This window comes from Flavobacterium sp. B114r, from assembly GCF_056824125.1.
The window spans coordinates 4,275,512-4,293,871 of sequence record NZ_CP124858.1 but is presented as its reverse complement, the minus strand read 5'-3'; the positions used below and the strand labels follow the sequence as shown (position 1 = coordinate 4,293,871).

Below are 18,360 nucleotides of genomic sequence, written 5' to 3'. Positions count from 1 at the left end.
AAAGCTTTGTGTATATTTTGAGATTTAACTACAAAGCTTTTGTGAACTTAAATTGTGTTTACAAACTTCAATCTTAGTGAACTTTGCGAAAAACCTTTGTGTTCTCTGCGGTAAAACCTTTGCGGTAAAAAACACATATTACACATAAATTAAGAATTAAAAATTAAAAAATACGAGATGATTACTAAAAATAAATTTTTAAAAACAGCCGGAATTATAGCATTAGCATTTGTAGTAGCAAATTGCGGAAAAAGTAAAAATAATGATCCACATCATATTAAAGTAGGAGTTGCAACGGGACCGGAATATAAAGTGGCAGAAGCGGCTAAAAAAGTAGCAAAAGAAAAATACGGATTAGAAGTAGAGTTAATTTCTTTTAATGATTATGTGATTCCAAATGAAGCTTTGAGTCAGGGAGATATTGATGTAAATGCTTTTCAGCACAAACCATATCTTGATGAACAATCGAAACAACGCGGTTATAAATTAGCAATCATTGGTAAAACATTTATTTATCCGATTGCAGCGTATTCTAAAAAAATCAAAAACCTTTCGGAATTAAAGGACGAAAGCACAATTATTATTCCAAATGATCCAACAAACGGTGGACGTTCTTTATTGCTTTTAGAGAAAAACGGATTGTTGAAGCTTAAAGCAGGAATTGGCTTATTGCCTAAAGTAACGGATATTGTAAGTAATCCTAAAAAACTTAAAATATTAGAACTGGAAGCACCTCAATTGCCAAGAGCTCTGGATGATGAGAACGTAACAATTGCGATTATCAACAATACTTTTGCTTCTCAGGCAGGACTTATTCCTTCGCGTGATGCTTTGTTTGTTGAGGATAAAGACTCTCCTTATGTAAACTTGGTAGTAAGTCGTGAAGACAATAAAAACGAAGAAAAAGTAAAACAGTTTTTACAGGCTTTTCAATCTGCAGAAGTTGAGCAGGCCGCTCTGAAAGAATTTAAAGGCGGTGCTGTAAAAGGCTGGTAATAAAAATGAGTATCTTTTTGATATAAAAAAGAAGCGCTGGATCAGTAGATTTAGCGCTTCTTTGGTTGTGTGCCCAGCATGGGCGATAACTCTAGGGTGTAAGTCCCGAACACGCCTTTACAGTGGGAAGTGTTAGCTGAATGCAAGGGTGTCCATCGCGAGGTGGAATCTGAAGGAAGCAGTAGGCAAACTCTTGACCTGACGAACAGAAACTATATAAAAGGCCAAAGATGTTGGATAAGGTTGCAACACAAACTGAAGTCCAAAACTGTACGGAAACATCATGGTAAATATAGCAGGTATATGAGAGGAAAGTTGTCGTTCTTACCTGGGGAGGTCTTATAGACATAGGGGGAGTTTTTTTTTTTTTTTTTTTTTTTTTAAAGAAAAGCACTTATGGATAACAATTGCTATAAGAAGTCAGCAGAGGTCATAGTAGGTACTGTAAATGAGTACCGAAGGACTGAACTTAATTAAGTGAGTAGTAAATGAATGTTACCTATGAAGGCACGAATGCAGAAAATATCAAGTAATTTGATAACTACCTTGGGAAGGATAGGACGGAATCCGACAGCTACCAGGGAGTGCAGACCTTTATTGGGATAACTGAAAACAACCTCACGGAAGTACTTTAGGTTAGGTATCTATCTTAAAATGTATCGTAAATTAAGAACCGCCTTGGTACGGATCCGTATGCCGGGTGGTGTGGAAGGTCGCCTAGGGAATTAATCCCTAGGCTCCTATCCGATTTAAAAAAAAAATATTAAATAAATCATAAGAATCATTTTATGGAAGAAAAAAAGCAAAATGAAATCGTTACCTTTATGCTGCTTATTTACAATTCCTAAAATCGAATCCATTAACAAACACGCTGAATTGATTTATTTTTCAATCGGTATATTTATTCTAAAAATCAATCCAATGAATTTTCAAACAAAAAACATTATTGCTTCACTCTTGCTTTGTTTTGGAGTTACTGCTGCACAGGCTCAACAAAAAGAGGGCGCTTCAAAATGCCGTTATGTTAAAACTGCTGCAGGTTATTTAATGGTTTTACGGGAGTCAGATAATGTTATCGAATCGATTGAAAAGCTCGTTCGGGAAGAAAAAATTCCTTCCGGAAACTTTACAGGAATTGGCTTTGCACAAGAGGTTACTTTTGGTTTTTATGATTTTAATCTCAAGAAATTTAATCCAAAAACCTATAATAAAGTCGAAATGGGAAGCCTCACGGGTTCTATCGCCTGGAATGGAGACAAACCTTCATTACACATTCATGGCGTGGCAACCGATGATAAATTTAGTGCATATGGCGGACACATTCTTGCCTTAAAAGTTGGCACAGGTTCTATGGAGGTTTACATTACAGTGAATACAGAAAAACTGGAACGAAAAATTGAGCAGCCCTTAAATGCTAATGTGCTGCAATTGCCCTGCATACAATAAAGTGCTGACTTAAATTTGCAAAAGACTGATTGAGGCAGGAATTAAAAAACTAAATGCATTTTCAATTCTTACTAAACCAACTATTGGTTAGTCAATCTCTATACTTTCAATTGCTTTTTTCATTGCATTCTCTTTTACTTCCGGTACTTTAAGCCCTTCAGCACGAAATGCCGTAAGATCTGTCATGCCCAGAAACCCCAGAAATGCTTTTAGATAAGGAACTACAAAGTCATTGGCTTTGCCGGGACCTTCAGAAAATATACCACCGGAGCTCATTGCTACGTAAACTTTTTTGCCTGTTACTTTTCCAATTGGGCCATTTTCTCCATACCCAAAAGTTATTCCTGCTCTGGTGATATGATCAATCCAGGCTTTTAATGATGAAGGTATAGTAAAGTTATAAAGAGGTGCGCCGATAACGATAATATCTGCAGCCAATAATTGATTTACAACCTGATTAGAAAAACCAATAGATTCTTTGTCTTGTTGTGTCAGCTGATCTTCCGGAATAAAAAAAGTGCGAAGAACGTCAGGATCAAGATGTGGAATTTTGACATCGGTCAGATTCAATTCTTCAACCGTACTGTTCGGATATTTATCCTGAATTTTTTCAATTATAGCTTTACCCAATTTAATGCTGTAGGATTCATTGCCTTGTATGCTTGAAATTAAATGAAGAATGTGTTTCATAACGAAAATTATTAATGTTAGATTTTTGTATGAAGCAAAGCTACAATTACCAACTATGCAAAAGTGAGTACTTACCCAAAGGAAAGCGGTTACTTTTAGGAAAGTGCCTATCTTTGCAGCATGAAAATATTTGAAGATGAAATACTTCCTACAAAGGACGAATGCACCGGATCGCTTAAGAACATACTCGATGCGCTCTATGTTTTAAACGGCAAATGGAAGATAGCTTTAATTCTTAGCCTTATACAATCACCCAAACGTTTTAATGAGATTCAGAAAGAAGTCACAGGAATTTCGCCAAAAGTTTTAGCCAACGAACTCAAGGATTTAGAATTGAACGAATTTATCAAACGAAATGTGTATCCTACAACTCCGGTAAGCATCATTTATCAAGCTACGGACTACAGTCAAAGTTTAAAAAGTGTGATCCGTGAACTTAGCGCATGGGGCGAGCAACATAGGGAAAGAATTAAGGAAAGTATGCGGAAATAGATGAAAAGGGAATCAAAAATAACTTTCGACATAAGCATTAAAAACAGAACCGCAATTAACCTGTGCGTTAAAATTAAAGCTATTTCAGCCTGTTTTTTTAACGTATCATAAGCTTTATTTAGGGTATATTAACTTTTGTCCTACACGGGGTTTTAGTAAATTTATAATATCAAACTATAAATATATTCTTATGAAAGCAGTACGATATTATGGACACAAAGATGTTAGGATTATAAATGATTTAGAAAAACCTAAACCTTCAGGCGATGAAGTTTTATTAAAAATTGGTGGAGCAGGAGTATGTCATTCAGATTTGCACATTATTGATGAAGGAACAGTTGTAGGAACGACATTTACTTTAGGACATGAAAATGCAGGTTGGGTAGAAGAAGTGGGACAGGATGTAAAAGGTTTTAAAAAAGGAGATGCCGTTTTAGTTTACGGTCCCTGGGGTTGCGGACATTGCAAACCCTGCCAACATTCGAACGAAAATTATTGTGATCACCAATCTGAACAAGCTTATGGCGGAGGATTAGGATTAAATGGCGGAATGGCTGATTATATGCTTGTACCTTCTTCTCGTTTATTGGTACCTATTCACGATTTAGATCCTGTAATTGCAGCTCCACTTACAGATGCTGCCCTAACACCTTATTCCGCCATAAAACGTTCGTTGCATAAATTAATGCCGGATGAATATGTGGTGGTTATTGGAGTTGGTGGACTTGGACATGTGGCACTTCAAATTTTATCCGAAATGTGCGGATCAACCATTATTGCGTGCGATATAACACCAGAAAGACTTGAATTTGCCAAATCACTTGGCGCAGCTCATGCGATAAATTCTACGGATAAAAATGCTGCCGAACAAATCAAAAAAATCACCGGAATAAAAAAAGCCAAAGTTGTACTTGATTTTGTGGGAGCAACTTCGACAATAGATTTAGGAACAAAAATTATCGGCTTAGATGGAGACTTAACCATTGTAGGGTTAGGCGGAGGAAAATTTGAATACAATATGAATGGATTGCCTTTTGGTGTAAGCATGACAAATCCGTATTGGGGATCCAGAACAGAATTAATGGAAGTAATAGGTCTGGCGATTCAAAAGAAAATTCACATCGAAATTGAAAAATACAATCTGGATCAGGCACTTGAAGTATACGATAAATTACGTCAGGGAAAAATTAAAGGACGCGCTGTTTTAATTCCTTAATTTTAAAAATAGATGAGCTTGTTTTATTACAAGCAAAAAGCGCTGAACCAGTACATTCAGCGCTTTTTTTTATAATAATTCGAATTAGTAAAAACAATTTAATATTGAGTACTTAACTTTTTTGAGTTTTTTTCTTTCCCTCAATATTGGGAAGAAAGGTTGTCAAAACTCCAATCAATGGTAGAAAAGCACATACTTTAAAAACGTATTCAATACTTGTAGCATCAGCTAATTTTCCTAAAATTGCAGAACCTAATCCACCCATACCAAAAGCAAATCCAAAGAAAAGCCCCGCTATTAAACCTACTTTTCCCGTAACAAGCTCAGTTGCATAAACCAAAATTGCAGAAAAAGCCGATGAGATGATTAAACCAATGATTACAGATAAAATTCCGGTCCAGAAAAGAGAAACATAAGGCAATAGTAGAGTAAAAGGAGCAACACCAAGTATCGAGATCCAAATGATATATTTTCTTCCAAAACGGTCTCCTAATGGTCCGCCAAATAATGTTCCTGCAGCTACAGCCCCCATAAAGGTAAAAAGATAAACCTGAGATTCCTGTACAGACACATGAAACTTATCGATAAGATAAAAAGTATAATAACTCGTCATGCTGGCCATATAAAAATACTTAGAAAAAATAAGCACCATCAAAATAGCCAATGATAATATTACTTTTTGTTTAGAAAGCGAATGATGAACCTCTTCAACAGAAGCTGATTTGTTTAAAGCTTTAAGGTTTAAATGTTCCTGATACCATTTTGCGATTCCTGAAAGAATTATAATTCCCAGCACAGCAGCAATACAAAACCAGATAATATTAGATTGTCCGTAAGGCACCACAATTATTGCCGCAAGCAAAGGTCCTATGGCACTTCCTGCATTTCCACCTAATTGAAAAATCGATTGGGCTAAACCTCTTTTTCCTCCAGATGCCATATGCGCAACCCTCGAAGCTTCAGGATGAAAAATAGAAGATCCAATTCCTATTAAACTAACAGCAAGTAATATATTGACAAAACTGGAAGCGTAAGCAACAGCGGCCAGGCCAAGCATTGTAAAAACCATTGAAACGGCCAAAGAATAAGGACGTGGCTTTCTATCGGTATAAAATCCAACAAAAGGCTGCAGGATAGATGCTGTAAGTTGATAAGTCAGCGTAATCAATCCTATCTCAGTAAAGGTAAGATGAAATTTGTCTTTTATAATTGGATATACCGCAGGAACGACGGCCTGTAGCATATCATTAATTAAATGAGTAAAACTAATGGTGAATAAAATAGAAAACACTGTCTTTTGGACTAACTGTTTTGAATTGGAAGTGGTATTTGTTGTCATAAATTTAAAATCAGATCATCTGATGAATTTGGGTAAAAAATTAGTAATTAATATGTCCTGTGATTTTTGCGACAATATTCCATGTCTTTTTTTGATCTTTTGCAATAATGCTTTTTAGAAGCTGTTCGTGTATAGCATATGTTTCCTGAAATACTATAGTGTCCGGATAAAGAGTAAGAAATTCCTTTTTTAGATGTTTAGAAACGGATTTGTATAAATCGGCAAGGATCTCATTTTTTGATGCTTCTGCAATAGCAATATGAAATTGTATGTCAGCTTCAACACATTCTTCTATTAAACCTTCATTGGCCGCTTTCATACGATCAGCCAAATGTTGTTTCATAGCAATTATATCATCTTCTGTTCTGTTAAGTGCTGCTTTTTCAGCAATTTTCAATTCAAGCAATTGTCTTACTTCATCTAAATCCTCCAGACTTGCACGTTTAAAACGTTGGTCCATTGGCTCACGTGTATTGGTAACTTCCTGAACAAATGTACCAACACCTTGCTGAATACGAAGTAACCCGGAATTAGCCAATAGCTTCATTGCCTCTCTTATAGAGGATCTTCCAACACCAAAACTTTTCATCAACTCCGCTTCAATTGGTAGCTTCTCATTGATCTTATAGTGACCCAGAGCTATTTGCTCCTGTAATTTTGAAGCAACTTCTTCTGCGAGAGATTTTTTATTGATTAAAGTCATAATTTAGTTGTCATATCATCTGATGATTGCAAATGTATGAAAATATTTTAAATAACGGCAAGAGCTTAAAAATTTTAATGGCAAAGTCTTTTTACCGCAGAGAACACAAAGAAAGAGCAGACAGAGTTGACAAAGGTTTTATTTCTCTGTGAAAATCTTTGTGTTCTCTACGTTTAAAATAAAAAACCTTTTAATTAATTATGTAAATTTTCCTATAAATTATATAACTGTTTTTATTTTTAATTTAAGATTTTTACTTGGTTACAAATTAAAGCAATACCATTTACAACTTTTTTTAATCATTAAAATCCCAAAACTATGAGAAATATTAACCAGATTGCTATTGTTTCTAGTGTGCTAATTACCTTATTAAGCTGCTCAAATGATAAAGAAACGAATGTAGATCCCGGCACAATTACCAATCCTGTCGAAGGTGGTGCTGCCAATACAACATATAAACCGGCATTCGAAGGGCAAACAAGAATCAGTGGTATCCAGACCAATACACCCTATGAAGGAGTTGTTATTGCTACAACATTAACAAGTCCGTGGGGAATAAAAACGCTTCCTGATGGCCGATTATTGATTACGGAAAAAACAGGAACCATGCGTATTGCTACAACAGCCGGCGTTTTGAGTGCTCCAATTACAGGTATTCCTGCTGTTAATCCTGCTAGTCAAGGTGGTTTATTAGGTTTGGCTATTGATCCTGATTTTACGACAAACCGAATGATTTACTGGGTTTTTGCCGAAGCTACAAATGGCGGAAATAATACCGCTGTAGCGAAAGGAAAACTTTCAGCAGACGAAAAAACTATCGAAGGAGCAGCCGTTATTTACAGAGCAAAACCAGCGAACGCAAGTACGCTTCATTATGGCGGAAGAATTCTTTTTGATAAAGCTGGTTTCTTAGTTGTAAGTACCGGAGAGCGTTCTGTTTTAGAAACACGTCCATTAGCACAATCTGTGACTTCAGGTTTAGGAAAAGTAGTCAGAATCACAAAAGAAGGTCAACCCGCAACCGGAAATCCAACTTTTACAGGAACGGGAGCTTTACCGGAATTATATACTATTGGACACAGAAATCCGCAAGGTTTGGCGCTTAATCCTGTTACTAATGAAATTTGGTTAGCAGAACACGGACCACGTGGAGGTGATGAAATAAATCGCCTAAAAGCAGGTTCGAATTACGGATGGCCAACAATTACTTACGGAATTGAATATAGCGGAGAAAAAGTAGGAGCGGGAATTCAGCAGCAAGATGGTTTAGAACAGCCCGTTTATTATTGGGATCCTGTAGTTTCGCCAAGCGGAATGACATTTTATACCGGAAATCGTGTTCCGGAATGGCAAAATAATCTTTTCATAGGCGCTTTAAGCGGAATGCATATCATTCGTCTTGCCATAAAAGACAATAAAGTAATTGGTGAAGAAAGACTTCTTGCATCCGAAAATCAACGTTTTAGAGATGTCACGCAAGGAAATGACGGCGCATTATATGCTGTTACGGATGGTGGAAGACTTTATAAAATTGATAAAAAATAAGTTTCAACATATGTTCTTTTCTAAGAACAAAATAATGGCGCTATTTGGCGCCATTATTTGTTATGCGCAAAACGGTTAAGTATATTTGAATTGCCATTAAACCAAAAACAATTGAAGAATAAAATTACAACATATTCACTCGCACATCATAAGAGTTTGTTTGCCGATGTTGATAATACGAAAGAGTACTTTTATATTCAGGCCAAAGATCATCCTTATATCAGCGAACCTTACCGCGCAGAAAGTTATGCAATAGAATTTCTAAGAAAAGGCAGTATTGTTATGCAAACCAAATTGAAGAAAGTCGTAATTCATGCGCCGGCAATAATCACATTAGGACCGTCAGTAATTAGAAGTTTTACAAAAGACAGCGATGAAATTCTAATTGATATTATTTTCTTCAAATCACAATTTTTTCTTCACAATCAGGCCAATGTTTTTTTTCTTTCGCAATATGAGTTTTTTGAAAATAGCGACATGCATGTTTTTAATTTAGAGAAAAACAACGAAGAAAAGTTCGAACAAATATTTTCATTGCTAAAACAATCCCTTGATACTAATTCAGACCATCAGCCCTCTATTTTAAGAGGATATCTGTATATTTTGATTTACGAACTTGATTTTATAAAGCAAACAATTATTAATGAGAATTCACAGAATCCATTGTTTGAAAAATTTAAGGATATCCTTTCCAAAGATTTTTCAAGCCAAAGATCAGTTCAGTATTATGCCGATACTCTAAATGTAACTCGTAAATATTTATCAGAAGTAATCAAAAATAACAGCGGTAAAACAGCCAGCAACTGGATCGAAGATATTGTAATTCTCGAAGCCAAAGTATTACTTCAAAACAAAGATATCACAATCAACCAAATCAGTGATACATTAAACTTCCAGAATCAATCCACTTTTGGTAGATTCTTTAAAAATGCCACGGGAATTTCGCCTTTAGAATATCGTAAGAAAAATATCTAACAAAATATCAAATCATATCACATTTTAAACATAGCCCGAGGTTTCACCCCTTGGGGAATGTAAGGTTATTACGAAATATAAGGTCATTTATTTCAAGTTTGTCATTTCGACGGAAGTAGAAATCACACAAGTAATTCGACAAAGATTGAGGACATTCTGTGAGGAGTTTCTATTGTGATTTCCCCTTCGTCGAAAGGACATAGAATAAGAAAAAAAATATTTTAGTCTGTATTTGAAGCTTTAGGAATGCCTTATTCTATGTGTTTTATTAAAAGTGAAATGCCTTTTTTTAAACATTATGTTAAGCTATTTTTCTATGTGTTTAAAATAAATTCACCGACTTTTTGAACAAAACAAAAGACATTTAGCTCTTTCCTCATCCATCAAATCATCTCAACTTTGCACTTAAGATAATTCAAAATTTTAAAAATAAAAGACATGTCTAAAATAGCAAGATTCGTAGTAATCATAAATGATAATGTAATTTGGATGGAAGAAAAAGCAATGAAATTCTATTCAGATTTATTCGTTGATTCAAAAGAAATAGGAGAGAAGTATGCAAATGAAAATTTGTCAAGTCAGAAATTATTCAAAATACAAAATGACTTTTCGGTTGAAATGTTGATGGCTTACGAAGGCGAAAATCCGTTGTCTTTTATGAAACTGAATTCGTCCCGACTTTCAAATCAAAATCTTGGCGCTAATAAAGCGATTGGTGTTGATCATATTGTTTACTTTAATCAAGAAGATATTTTGATACTTTTTAAACGTGCTCAAGAAGTAGCTTTACAAAGAAAACACGATTTAATTTGGGCAAAAGCCTTTGAGATAGATACAGTTTTAATAGAAACATTGAAGTCTTTGGGATACGTAGAATTTAATTATGAAAATGATGTGAATCGGGATACCAATCAAAAACAACTTTATTTTAAGAAATCAGTTTAGTTTTATTTTGACTACTTCATCATTTGCAATGGCATACACAATATCATTTTGTTGCGGTTTTAAAACATGCTTTCCTGTAAATTCTCCAAAAGCAGCCAGAATCATTTGGTTTTCTTTTCTGAAAAAGCAAGATAATTTCAGAGATTGATCACCAAAGCCACGAAGAATAATTCCCGGATGAATATGCCCTGAAAAATTAAAAAAACCTTCTTTTATGGAAGGATGATGAGTCAATAAAAAATCATCGATTTCAAGAAATTCGACAACATCGATATCGAGTTTTATGTAATGCTTTTTGTCAATAATATCGTGATTTCCTGCAATCAGGATAATTTTGTTTGTACAGCAATCTACCCATTGCTGGAATAAATCCCATTCAGAATTTTTAGAACTATGGAATAAATCTCCGAGGAAAATAATTTTTTCAGGTTTAAAATTTTCGACAATATCAGTCAAACGTTTAAAATTTTCCGAAACTACATTATTCGGAATCGCGACGCCATGTTTTCTGAAATGCGAGACTTTACCCAAATGCACATCAGAGATCAGAAGCAAATTTCTGGTTTCCCAAAATAAAGCACCGCTGGGATGTAAAATAAACGTTTGATTTTGTATAGTAATTGTCATAAGTAGCTACTTCATATACGAAGCCGTCATTTTTTTAATTCGTTCTGCCAAAGTCTCACTCGACAATTTTTCGCGTAATCGATCTGTAATTAAGGGAAAACTAAAAGGCGTAGGTTTTAAACATTGTTTCCAGACAATTTCTTGTTTCTCAATTCGTTCCAAAGCCATAATCAAACGGCCTTCTTCAAGCTGATGCTCAAAGGTTTCACGATAAGCCTGTTGAAACAATAAATTATCAGGTTCATAATCCCTAAAAACCTCAAATAACAATTGCGAACCGCTTTGCAAATGTTTTGTCTTCACCATCTTACCAGGAAAACCAGTAAAAACCAAACCTGCAATTACGGCAATATCCCTGAATTTACGCCTTGCCATTTCGGTAGCATTCAAACTTTTTTGTAAATCATGATGTACATATTCCGTCGAAAATAGATTATTATCTAAAACATTCTGCATATCAATTTCCTGATCTGATAATAATTCGAATCCGTAATCATTATACGCAAGCGAAAAACTAATGGGCAATAATAAACTAATTCGGTAAGCCAATAAACTAGCCAAAGCTTCATGTACAAAACGACCTTCAAAAGGATAAAAAATGGCATGATAACCTTCTCTGGTTTTAAAAGTTTCAATCAAAAACTGATTATCACCGGGAACAATAGATTCCTTTCTTTGTCTTGTAAATAGTGGTTTTAGAGCTTTTAATTCCGGCGATAAATCATCAGTGTTGGCACGATACAATTCATGTCGCAGCAATTCACTCATTTGTGCCGAAAGTGCCATTCGGCCACCCATCCAGCTTACTACTTTTGATTTCTTTTTAGGATCTGCCTTTCGAACTAAAACCTGCATATTTCGTATTCTGAACAATTCGAGTTGTTTACCCGCAAAGATAAAAGTATCTCCCGGTTTTAGTTTCGAAACAAACCATTCCTCAATAGTCCCAATATAACCGCCGCTCATGAATTTTACGTTCACCACGGCATCGCCTACAATGGTACCAATTTGCATGCGGTGATGCATTGCAATTAATCTACTATTGATTTTAAAGCGTCCGTCTTCCTCAATTTCTACTTTTTTATATTCGTCATAAGCCTGTAAACTTTGGCTTCCGTTAGAAATAAAATTCAGAATCCAGTTCCAGTTTTCCTCCGTCATTGCCTGATAACAAAACGTTCCTTTGACTTCTTTAAAAATTTCATCAGGAAGAAATCCGTCCGAAACTGCCAAAGTATTTAAATATTGTACCAAAACATCCCAACTGTTCAAATACGGAACGCGATCTTCGATTACATTTTCTTCAACTGCTTTTTTTAATGCCGAAGCTTCGATTAGTTCAATCGCATGCGTGGCAAGAAAATAAATCACACTTTCTTTCCCGGGTTGATGTCCGCTTCGTCCCGCTCTTTGCAAAAAGCGCGCGACACCTTTAGGTCCGCCAACTTGAATAATGGTTTCTACAGGCGCAAAATCGACGCCCAAATCCAGACTTGAAGTACAAACAACGACTTTTAATTCTTCGTCTCTAATCGCTTGTTCGACCCAAAGTCGCGTTTCTCTGTTAATGCTTCCGTGATGCATCGCCATTTCTCCCGCAAACTCAGGATATTTCTCGAGTAATCGCTGAAACCAAATTTCGCAAGCCGACCGTACATTGGTAAATATCAAAGTCGTTTTGCTGGCTTTTACAATTTTAGCCACTTCATCAATAAGATGCAAACCCATATGTCCGCGCCACGGATAGGTTTCCATTTTATCGGGAATAATCGAAATGACTTTTATTTTTTTGTGAATTTGAGCCTTTATCAAAACTGAATTATGATACGCATCTGAATCAACTCCCAATAAAACTTCCTGAGCTTGCTGCAGATTCCCGATTGTAGCCGAAATTCCCCAAATACGCATTTTAGGCGCAATCGCTTTTAGTCGGGACAAACCAAGTTCTGTTTGTACGCCTCGTTTTGTACCTAATAATTCGTGCCATTCGTCAATGACAATTGCGGTACAATTGGCAAATATTTTGTCATAACCTTTTGTTGCCAAGAGCAATTGTAAACTTTCCGGCGTTGTGACCAATAAATCCGGCATTTTTCCTTTTTGCTTGGCTCGCTCACTTGCCGATGTATCTCCGGAACGAATCCCGACGGTCATTTTTGTTCCTAAATCATTAACAACTCTTTCTGCAGCTTGTTTGATTTCCACCGATAATGAGCGCAAAGGCGTAATCCAAATTGCTTTAAGTCCCGGAGTATGTTTGGTTTTATAATTAGGATTGTCTTTTATGTAATTCAAAACAATAGGTAACCAGAGCGCATAGGTTTTTCCGCTGCCTGTAGGAGCGTTCAGCAAACCATTTTTTCCCTGTAAAAAAGCAGTCCAGGTTTGCGTCTGAAACGGAAATGGTTTCCATCCCTGATGCTGAAACCATTCATTTGCTACCGCAAAAAGTTGCTCTCTGTTCATTTGTTCTTGTTATTGTTTTTTTATCATTAAGATTTTTTTAAACCATTAAGATATTAAGATTCATTAAGTTTTGAGTTATTAAAGAAAATCAAGGGAATATGTTTTTTAATTAATATTAAATTCAAATGATAAAAATTTATGTAACAGAACCCCAGAGGGGTGACATAATATATGATGATATTATTCGAAACCAATTATATATCGCTCCGCTAGAGCTTTGAAAAACTATATTAACCACAATTTTGTCATTTCAATAGAGGAGAAATCAAACTCGTATTCGAAAATTTTTACTTCTCTGACGAGTTTCTAGTGTGATTACTCCCTTCGGTCGAAATGACAAAAAAAATGCGTAATGACAAAAAAAGCGAATAGAAATTAGAAAAATTTAAAAACAAAAAATAAAAAATAAAAAATCCGTTTTTAATCCGCGTTTTCGCGATAGCGAATCCGTGTCATCCGCGTGCCATTCTGCTCATGCTATATAATCATACTTTTCAAATCATCAATAGAATTCGCTTCATCTATTTTTTTATCGTGCCGCCATCTTAAAATTCTCGGAAACCGTGTTGCAATGCCACTTTTATGTCTTTTCGAAAGTGCAATTCCTTCAAAACCAATTTCAAAAACCAATTGTGGTGTTACGCTTCGAACGGGACCAAATCGTTCCAGTGTATTTTTCTTAATCCAGTCGTCCACCATTCTGAATTCAGCATCGGTTAAACCAGAATATGCTTTTGCAAAAGTCACCAGTTCACGTTCGTTATTTTCGTTATTCTGCCATAAGGCAAACGTATAATCCGTAAATAAATTCGAGCGTCTTCCGTGCCCGCGCATGGCGTAGGTAAGAACCGCATCAATAACAAGAGGTTCAATTTTCCATTTCCACCAATCGCCTTTTTTTCTTCCTACAAGATAAGCAGAATCTTTTCGCTTTATCATCAAACCTTCGCTTTTCATTTCGCGGGAGCGCAATCTTTCCTCCGTCAATTCTTCCCAAGTTGAAAATTTTACCCGTTCAGAAAGTTGCAACGGAATATCGTGGTGTTTGATATCTTCATATAATTGTTCTAATAAGATACGTCTTTCTTCAAAAGGAAGATTTCGAATATCAATCCCTTTCCATTCTAAAAGATCATAGGCTTTTATAATTACAGGAGATTTTTTAAGGATTGCAGCCGAAACTGTTTTACGCCCGATTCTGGTTTGAAGATCATTAAAAGTCCCAATTTCATTATTTATGTAAGGCAGAATTTCACCATCAATTACGGTTCCGTCCGGGATGATTCCAATAAACGAAGCAAATTCAGGATATTTATCCGTAACCAATTCTTCGCCACGACTCCATATAAAGATTTCATTATCACGTATTATGGTTTGCGATCTTATTCCGTCCCATTTGTGTTCAGCGCTCCAATCTTCGGGATTTCCAAGATTTGATGGTTCGCCTTCGATAGGATACGCGAGATAAAACGGATATGGTTTTGATAAATAATCGCTATTTTTTTCATCCAGAATTAATTCCTGAAACGTGATCGTATTAGGATTCCAGTCGCCCATTAATTTGTGTGCCAAAGCATCTTCATCAATGTTTTCGGCTTTAGAAAGTGCACGCGTCATCAATTTTTGGCTTACGCCGATTCTGAAACTTCCAGTAATTAATTTGGTAAAAACAAAACGTTCGTAGTAATTTAAAGCCAGCCAGTTTTCGTGCAGATATTCTTTTTTCTCAATATCGGTTTTCTTTTTCAGCGCAATAATTTCCTGAAGATATTCAGTCAGACTTTTATCCGAATGTTCTTTTGTAGTAGGAATCACCAATGCAATTGTCTCGGCAAGATCGCCTACAATATGATAACTTTCCTCAAACAACCAAAGCGGAATATTTGCCAGTTCATTCGCCCATATTCTCAATAATGTAGTATTAACGGGTCTTGGCGGCCGACGATGCGAAAGTATTGCAATCGTCCAGACTTTATCTTCGTTACTGGCATTGATGAAATAATTGGTCAAAGCATCCACTTTTACCGACGTTTTATTAGAACTGTCAAGCGCTTTAATAAGTTCGGCAAAGTTTTTCATTTTTGTTGTGGTTATTAATTAGGTGTCGTGGGGCTTAATTTTTAAATTTAAACACATAGAGACATAGCTTTTTTAACTTAAAAAATAGGCATTTCACTTATTTTAAATTACATAGTACTTTGCGTATTTGCTATGTGAAAGAAATGTATTTCTTTTTGTATCCTTTTTAAGCATTAAACAAATCCTATGTTTCTATATGTTTCAAAAATTTAAGCAATAGTCTATATTCTATTCTCTTTGTTCTATTTTCTCAGTTTCTATTTCTTCCTCAACATCTTTCTTTGAATCCATTTCTCCCAATTCTCCTTCGTATTGTGTGTGAGCGGTTCGAGCATCATAACCAATTTCCTGAAGATATTTTGAGAAAATATCTGAGTAGCCGTGTGTACAAATTATCTTTTCGGCTCCTGTTGCTTTAATGCTTTCCAGTAAACCTGTCCAGTCACAATGATCGCTTAGAACAAAACCCCTGTCTACGGCGCGTCTGCGTCTGGCACCTCGAAAGGTCATCCAGCCACTTGCAGAACCTGTAATAAACGGAGTCATTTTCCTGATCCATGTACTTCCGTGAGCGCTTGGCGGAGCGAGGACAATACTTCCCAGTAAATCTTCTTTTTTAGTTTCAGAAGTTACTCTCGTTGTGGGCGGAAAATCTACTAACGGACGCAATACTTCGGTCATGTTTTCGATGGCTCCATGGGTATATATTTTTCCAATATCAGTATCCAGATATTTTAGTAAACGTTGTGCTTTTCCTAACGAATATCCAAAAAGGACTGACGTTTTGCCTTCGGCTCGATTTTCTGCCCACCAATTGTTGATATCCGTCATAACCTCGGCTTGAGGTGTCCATTTAAAAGCGGGTAATCCAAACGTACATTCGGTGATAAAAGCATCGCATTTTACCACTTCATAAGGAGTGGAAACTCCGTCATCTTCGGTTTTATAATCTCCCGTAAAAACCCAGACTTCGCCTTTGTATTCTACGCGTATCTGAGCAGAACCAATAACGTGTCCGGCAGGGTGGAGGGAAAATTGTACACCATTTACGGTAAAAGTTTCGTTCCAGTCTTTTCCGGTAACATTAATATCGCCCAAACGGTGTTTTATAATAGGCACATTTTCATAATGTGTAATGTAATTTTTATGCCCCCAACGTGCATGATCTGCATGTCCGTGTGTGATAATAGCATTTGTAACCGGACGCCATGGATCAAGATATACATCGGCCTGCTGGCAATATATTCCTTTATCGTTGAAGGCTAATAGTGGGGTTTTCATAATTTTAATTAAGCTATTTGTGCAATTCTTGCTGTTTTGTACAACGGATTTGCCGTCATGAAATGAGATACTTCGTCTTTCATTTTCTCATATGATTGTCCGTAAAAGTATAATCCTGTAGTCGAATTTCCTTTCCAATATCTCTCTGTAGTTTGAGAGGTATTGGTTCTTCTTGAAATCTCAGATTGAACAAAATCCAAATTATATTGTTCTTCTTTTTCTTCAGCATTTTCTTCATCAAGATATATGGCAATTCCTTCGTTTTTACCAAACGGAATTTCCTGATGGGTATTTTCTATAATTATTTTTGATCCTTTTGGAGCACCACAATCTTCAAGGCAAGTCTTAATATTTTTTAAAATATTTGGAGCAATTTTTTCATCAAAAAGTTTGATATGGATATCGCAAAAAATAATTTCACCCGGTTCTTCTTTAAGAATTCCACCGCCTGAAATTTCACCATAATTTTTTTCTAATAATAATTCATTTAAAGGAAGAAGATAAAGATTTCTTTTGTCTAAAGGAGAAACCTTATCATTTATCTGAATCACAATATCGTATTCATTATGATCCGTTTCGTCGCTTTCGAATAGTTGTGAGATAAATTGTAGTAGCATAACAATTAAGGTATTAGTGGTAAAATTACTTTCTCAAAGTTACTTCGTGAGGCAAGTTTAGAATTTATACTTTTTTTCGTAAATGTTATATGATTTCTTTTTGAAACTTGATGCGTATGATATCACGTTTCCAAACGGTTGAAACCGTTCGCCATGTTTTTTAGTATCTAAAACCATTTAATTTCTTCATATTTCCGCATAGCCCGAGGTTTCGACCTTGGGAACACCCGGAGAATATTAGTCCAATGCAGGTTTGAAATCTATTGCGATATATATCACGTCCAAACAGTTGAAACCGTTCGCGATGTTTTTTAGTATTTAAAATCATTAATTTCTTCATATTTCCGCATAGCTGGAGGTTTCAACCTCTGGAACATCCAGCGTATGTTAGTGGGATTTAAGATGAAATCTATTGCGATATATATTATATCCAAATGGTTGAAACCGTTCGCGATGTTTTTCGTAATAGCCTAAGGTTTCAATTTTATAATGTATGAGATTATAAGTATTACAAGATACCATCCAGTGTGCTAACTAATTCCTGAAAATTATTAGGTTTTGTAAATATTTGAACAGAATCAAATTCATTGGTTAATTTTTTTAGTGTATCATGAGAGTGCGAGGAGTAAACCACAATCTTAATTGGACTAAGTTTAGGAATTTGTCGTAGTTCTTGAATAAATTCTGCTCCGCTTAGGTAAGGCATTTGCATATCCAAAAATATAAAGTCAGGTAAAACTGTTGCTACTTTTAAATTGTTTAGAGCTTCTAATGAATTATTAGAAATCGTAGTCAGTATATTTTTGTTCAAAGAAGCAATGGCTGCGATAAAAAGTTCGCAATCATCTTCGTCGTCGTCCACTAATAAAATTACTGTATTTTTCATTTTATGAAATTATTTTAAAATCCGGAACTTGCGGTTATATAATTTTATAAGGATGTT

Annotated in this window: 16 protein-coding genes; 7 read left to right on the top strand and 9 right to left on the bottom strand. The window is 35.5% G+C overall.

Going from position 1 to position 18,360, the window contains the following annotated elements:
• The first annotated feature begins 177 nt into the window (after positions 1-177).
• Positions 178-996, top strand: a complete 819-nt coding sequence (gene metQ, locus QLQ94_RS18230; protein WP_271334194.1) for a methionine ABC transporter substrate-binding lipoprotein MetQ — start codon at positions 178-180, stop codon at positions 994-996.
• A gap of 921 nt (positions 997-1,917) precedes the next feature.
• Positions 1,918-2,442 (top strand): PPC domain-containing DNA-binding protein, encoded by a 525-nt coding sequence (locus QLQ94_RS18225; protein ID WP_271334195.1) that lies wholly within the window; start codon positions 1,918-1,920, stop codon positions 2,440-2,442.
• A gap of 87 nt (positions 2,443-2,529) precedes the next feature.
• Here the strand turns inward: QLQ94_RS18225 and QLQ94_RS18220 are convergent, their stop codons facing one another.
• Positions 2,530-3,132, bottom strand: a complete 603-nt coding sequence (locus tag QLQ94_RS18220; protein WP_482498058.1) for an FMN-dependent NADH-azoreductase — start codon at positions 3,130-3,132, stop codon at positions 2,530-2,532.
• Between the two features lie 120 nt (positions 3,133-3,252).
• On the opposite strand from QLQ94_RS18220, the gene QLQ94_RS18215 reads away from it, so the two are divergent.
• The gene (locus tag QLQ94_RS18215) at positions 3,253-3,624 is read left to right on the top strand and encodes a winged helix-turn-helix transcriptional regulator (protein WP_271334197.1); all 372 of its coding nucleotides are present in this window, start codon (positions 3,253-3,255) and stop codon (positions 3,622-3,624) included.
• A gap of 190 nt (positions 3,625-3,814) precedes the next feature.
• Positions 3,815-4,840, top strand: coding sequence for an NAD(P)-dependent alcohol dehydrogenase (locus QLQ94_RS18210; protein ID WP_271334198.1), 1,026 nt, complete (start codon positions 3,815-3,817; stop codon positions 4,838-4,840).
• Between the two features lie 112 nt (positions 4,841-4,952).
• Here QLQ94_RS18210 and QLQ94_RS18205 read toward each other — a convergent pair whose 3' ends face one another.
• Both QLQ94_RS18205 and QLQ94_RS18200 read right to left on the bottom strand, forming a co-directional pair.
• Positions 4,953-6,179: an MFS transporter gene (locus QLQ94_RS18205; RefSeq protein WP_482498056.1), complete on the bottom strand. Its 1,227-nt coding sequence runs from the start codon at positions 6,177-6,179 to the stop codon at positions 4,953-4,955.
• 40 nt (positions 6,180-6,219) lie between these two features.
• Positions 6,220-6,882: a FadR/GntR family transcriptional regulator gene (locus QLQ94_RS18200; protein ID WP_271334200.1), complete on the bottom strand. Its 663-nt coding sequence runs from the start codon at positions 6,880-6,882 to the stop codon at positions 6,220-6,222.
• A 318-nt stretch (positions 6,883-7,200) separates the two neighbouring features.
• Between QLQ94_RS18200 and QLQ94_RS18195 the strand changes: the two genes are divergently transcribed.
• From QLQ94_RS18195 to QLQ94_RS18185, 3 genes are all read left to right on the top strand, one after another.
• Positions 7,201-8,427: a PQQ-dependent sugar dehydrogenase gene (locus tag QLQ94_RS18195; RefSeq protein WP_482498054.1), complete on the top strand. Its 1,227-nt coding sequence runs from the start codon at positions 7,201-7,203 to the stop codon at positions 8,425-8,427.
• 111 nt (positions 8,428-8,538) lie between these two features.
• Positions 8,539-9,402 (top strand): helix-turn-helix domain-containing protein, encoded by an 864-nt coding sequence (locus QLQ94_RS18190; protein ID WP_482498052.1) that lies wholly within the window; start codon positions 8,539-8,541, stop codon positions 9,400-9,402.
• A gap of 438 nt (positions 9,403-9,840) precedes the next feature.
• A complete protein-coding gene (locus tag QLQ94_RS18185) occupies positions 9,841-10,347 on the top strand; it encodes a hypothetical protein (protein WP_482498050.1) in 507 nt (168 codons plus the stop codon).
• Here QLQ94_RS18185 and pdeM read toward each other — a convergent pair.
• The 6 genes from pdeM to QLQ94_RS18155 form a co-directional block, all read right to left on the bottom strand.
• A complete protein-coding gene (gene pdeM / locus QLQ94_RS18180; protein WP_482498048.1) occupies positions 10,339-10,974 on the bottom strand; it encodes a ligase-associated DNA damage response endonuclease PdeM in 636 nt (211 codons plus the stop codon). The genes QLQ94_RS18185 and pdeM overlap by 9 nt on opposite strands.
• A gap of 6 nt (positions 10,975-10,980) precedes the next feature.
• Complete coding sequence (locus tag QLQ94_RS18175) at positions 10,981-13,440, bottom strand: ligase-associated DNA damage response DEXH box helicase (protein WP_482498047.1); 2,460 nt, start codon at positions 13,438-13,440, stop codon at positions 10,981-10,983.
• Between the two features lie 477 nt (positions 13,441-13,917).
• On the bottom strand, positions 13,918-15,519 hold the full coding sequence (locus QLQ94_RS18170) for an ATP-dependent DNA ligase (RefSeq protein WP_271334206.1): 1,602 nt from the start codon (positions 15,517-15,519) through the stop codon (positions 13,918-13,920).
• A gap of 228 nt (positions 15,520-15,747) precedes the next feature.
• Complete coding sequence (locus tag QLQ94_RS18165; RefSeq protein ID WP_271334207.1) at positions 15,748-16,800, bottom strand: ligase-associated DNA damage response exonuclease; 1,053 nt, start codon at positions 16,798-16,800, stop codon at positions 15,748-15,750.
• Positions 16,801-16,808: 8 nt separating this feature from the next.
• A complete protein-coding gene (locus tag QLQ94_RS18160; RefSeq protein WP_271334208.1) occupies positions 16,809-17,417 on the bottom strand; it encodes a hypothetical protein in 609 nt (202 codons plus the stop codon).
• Positions 17,418-17,925: 508 nt separating this feature from the next.
• Positions 17,926-18,303, bottom strand: a complete 378-nt coding sequence (locus QLQ94_RS18155) for a response regulator (RefSeq protein WP_271334209.1) — start codon at positions 18,301-18,303, stop codon at positions 17,926-17,928.
• Between the last annotated feature and the right edge of the window lie 57 nt (positions 18,304-18,360).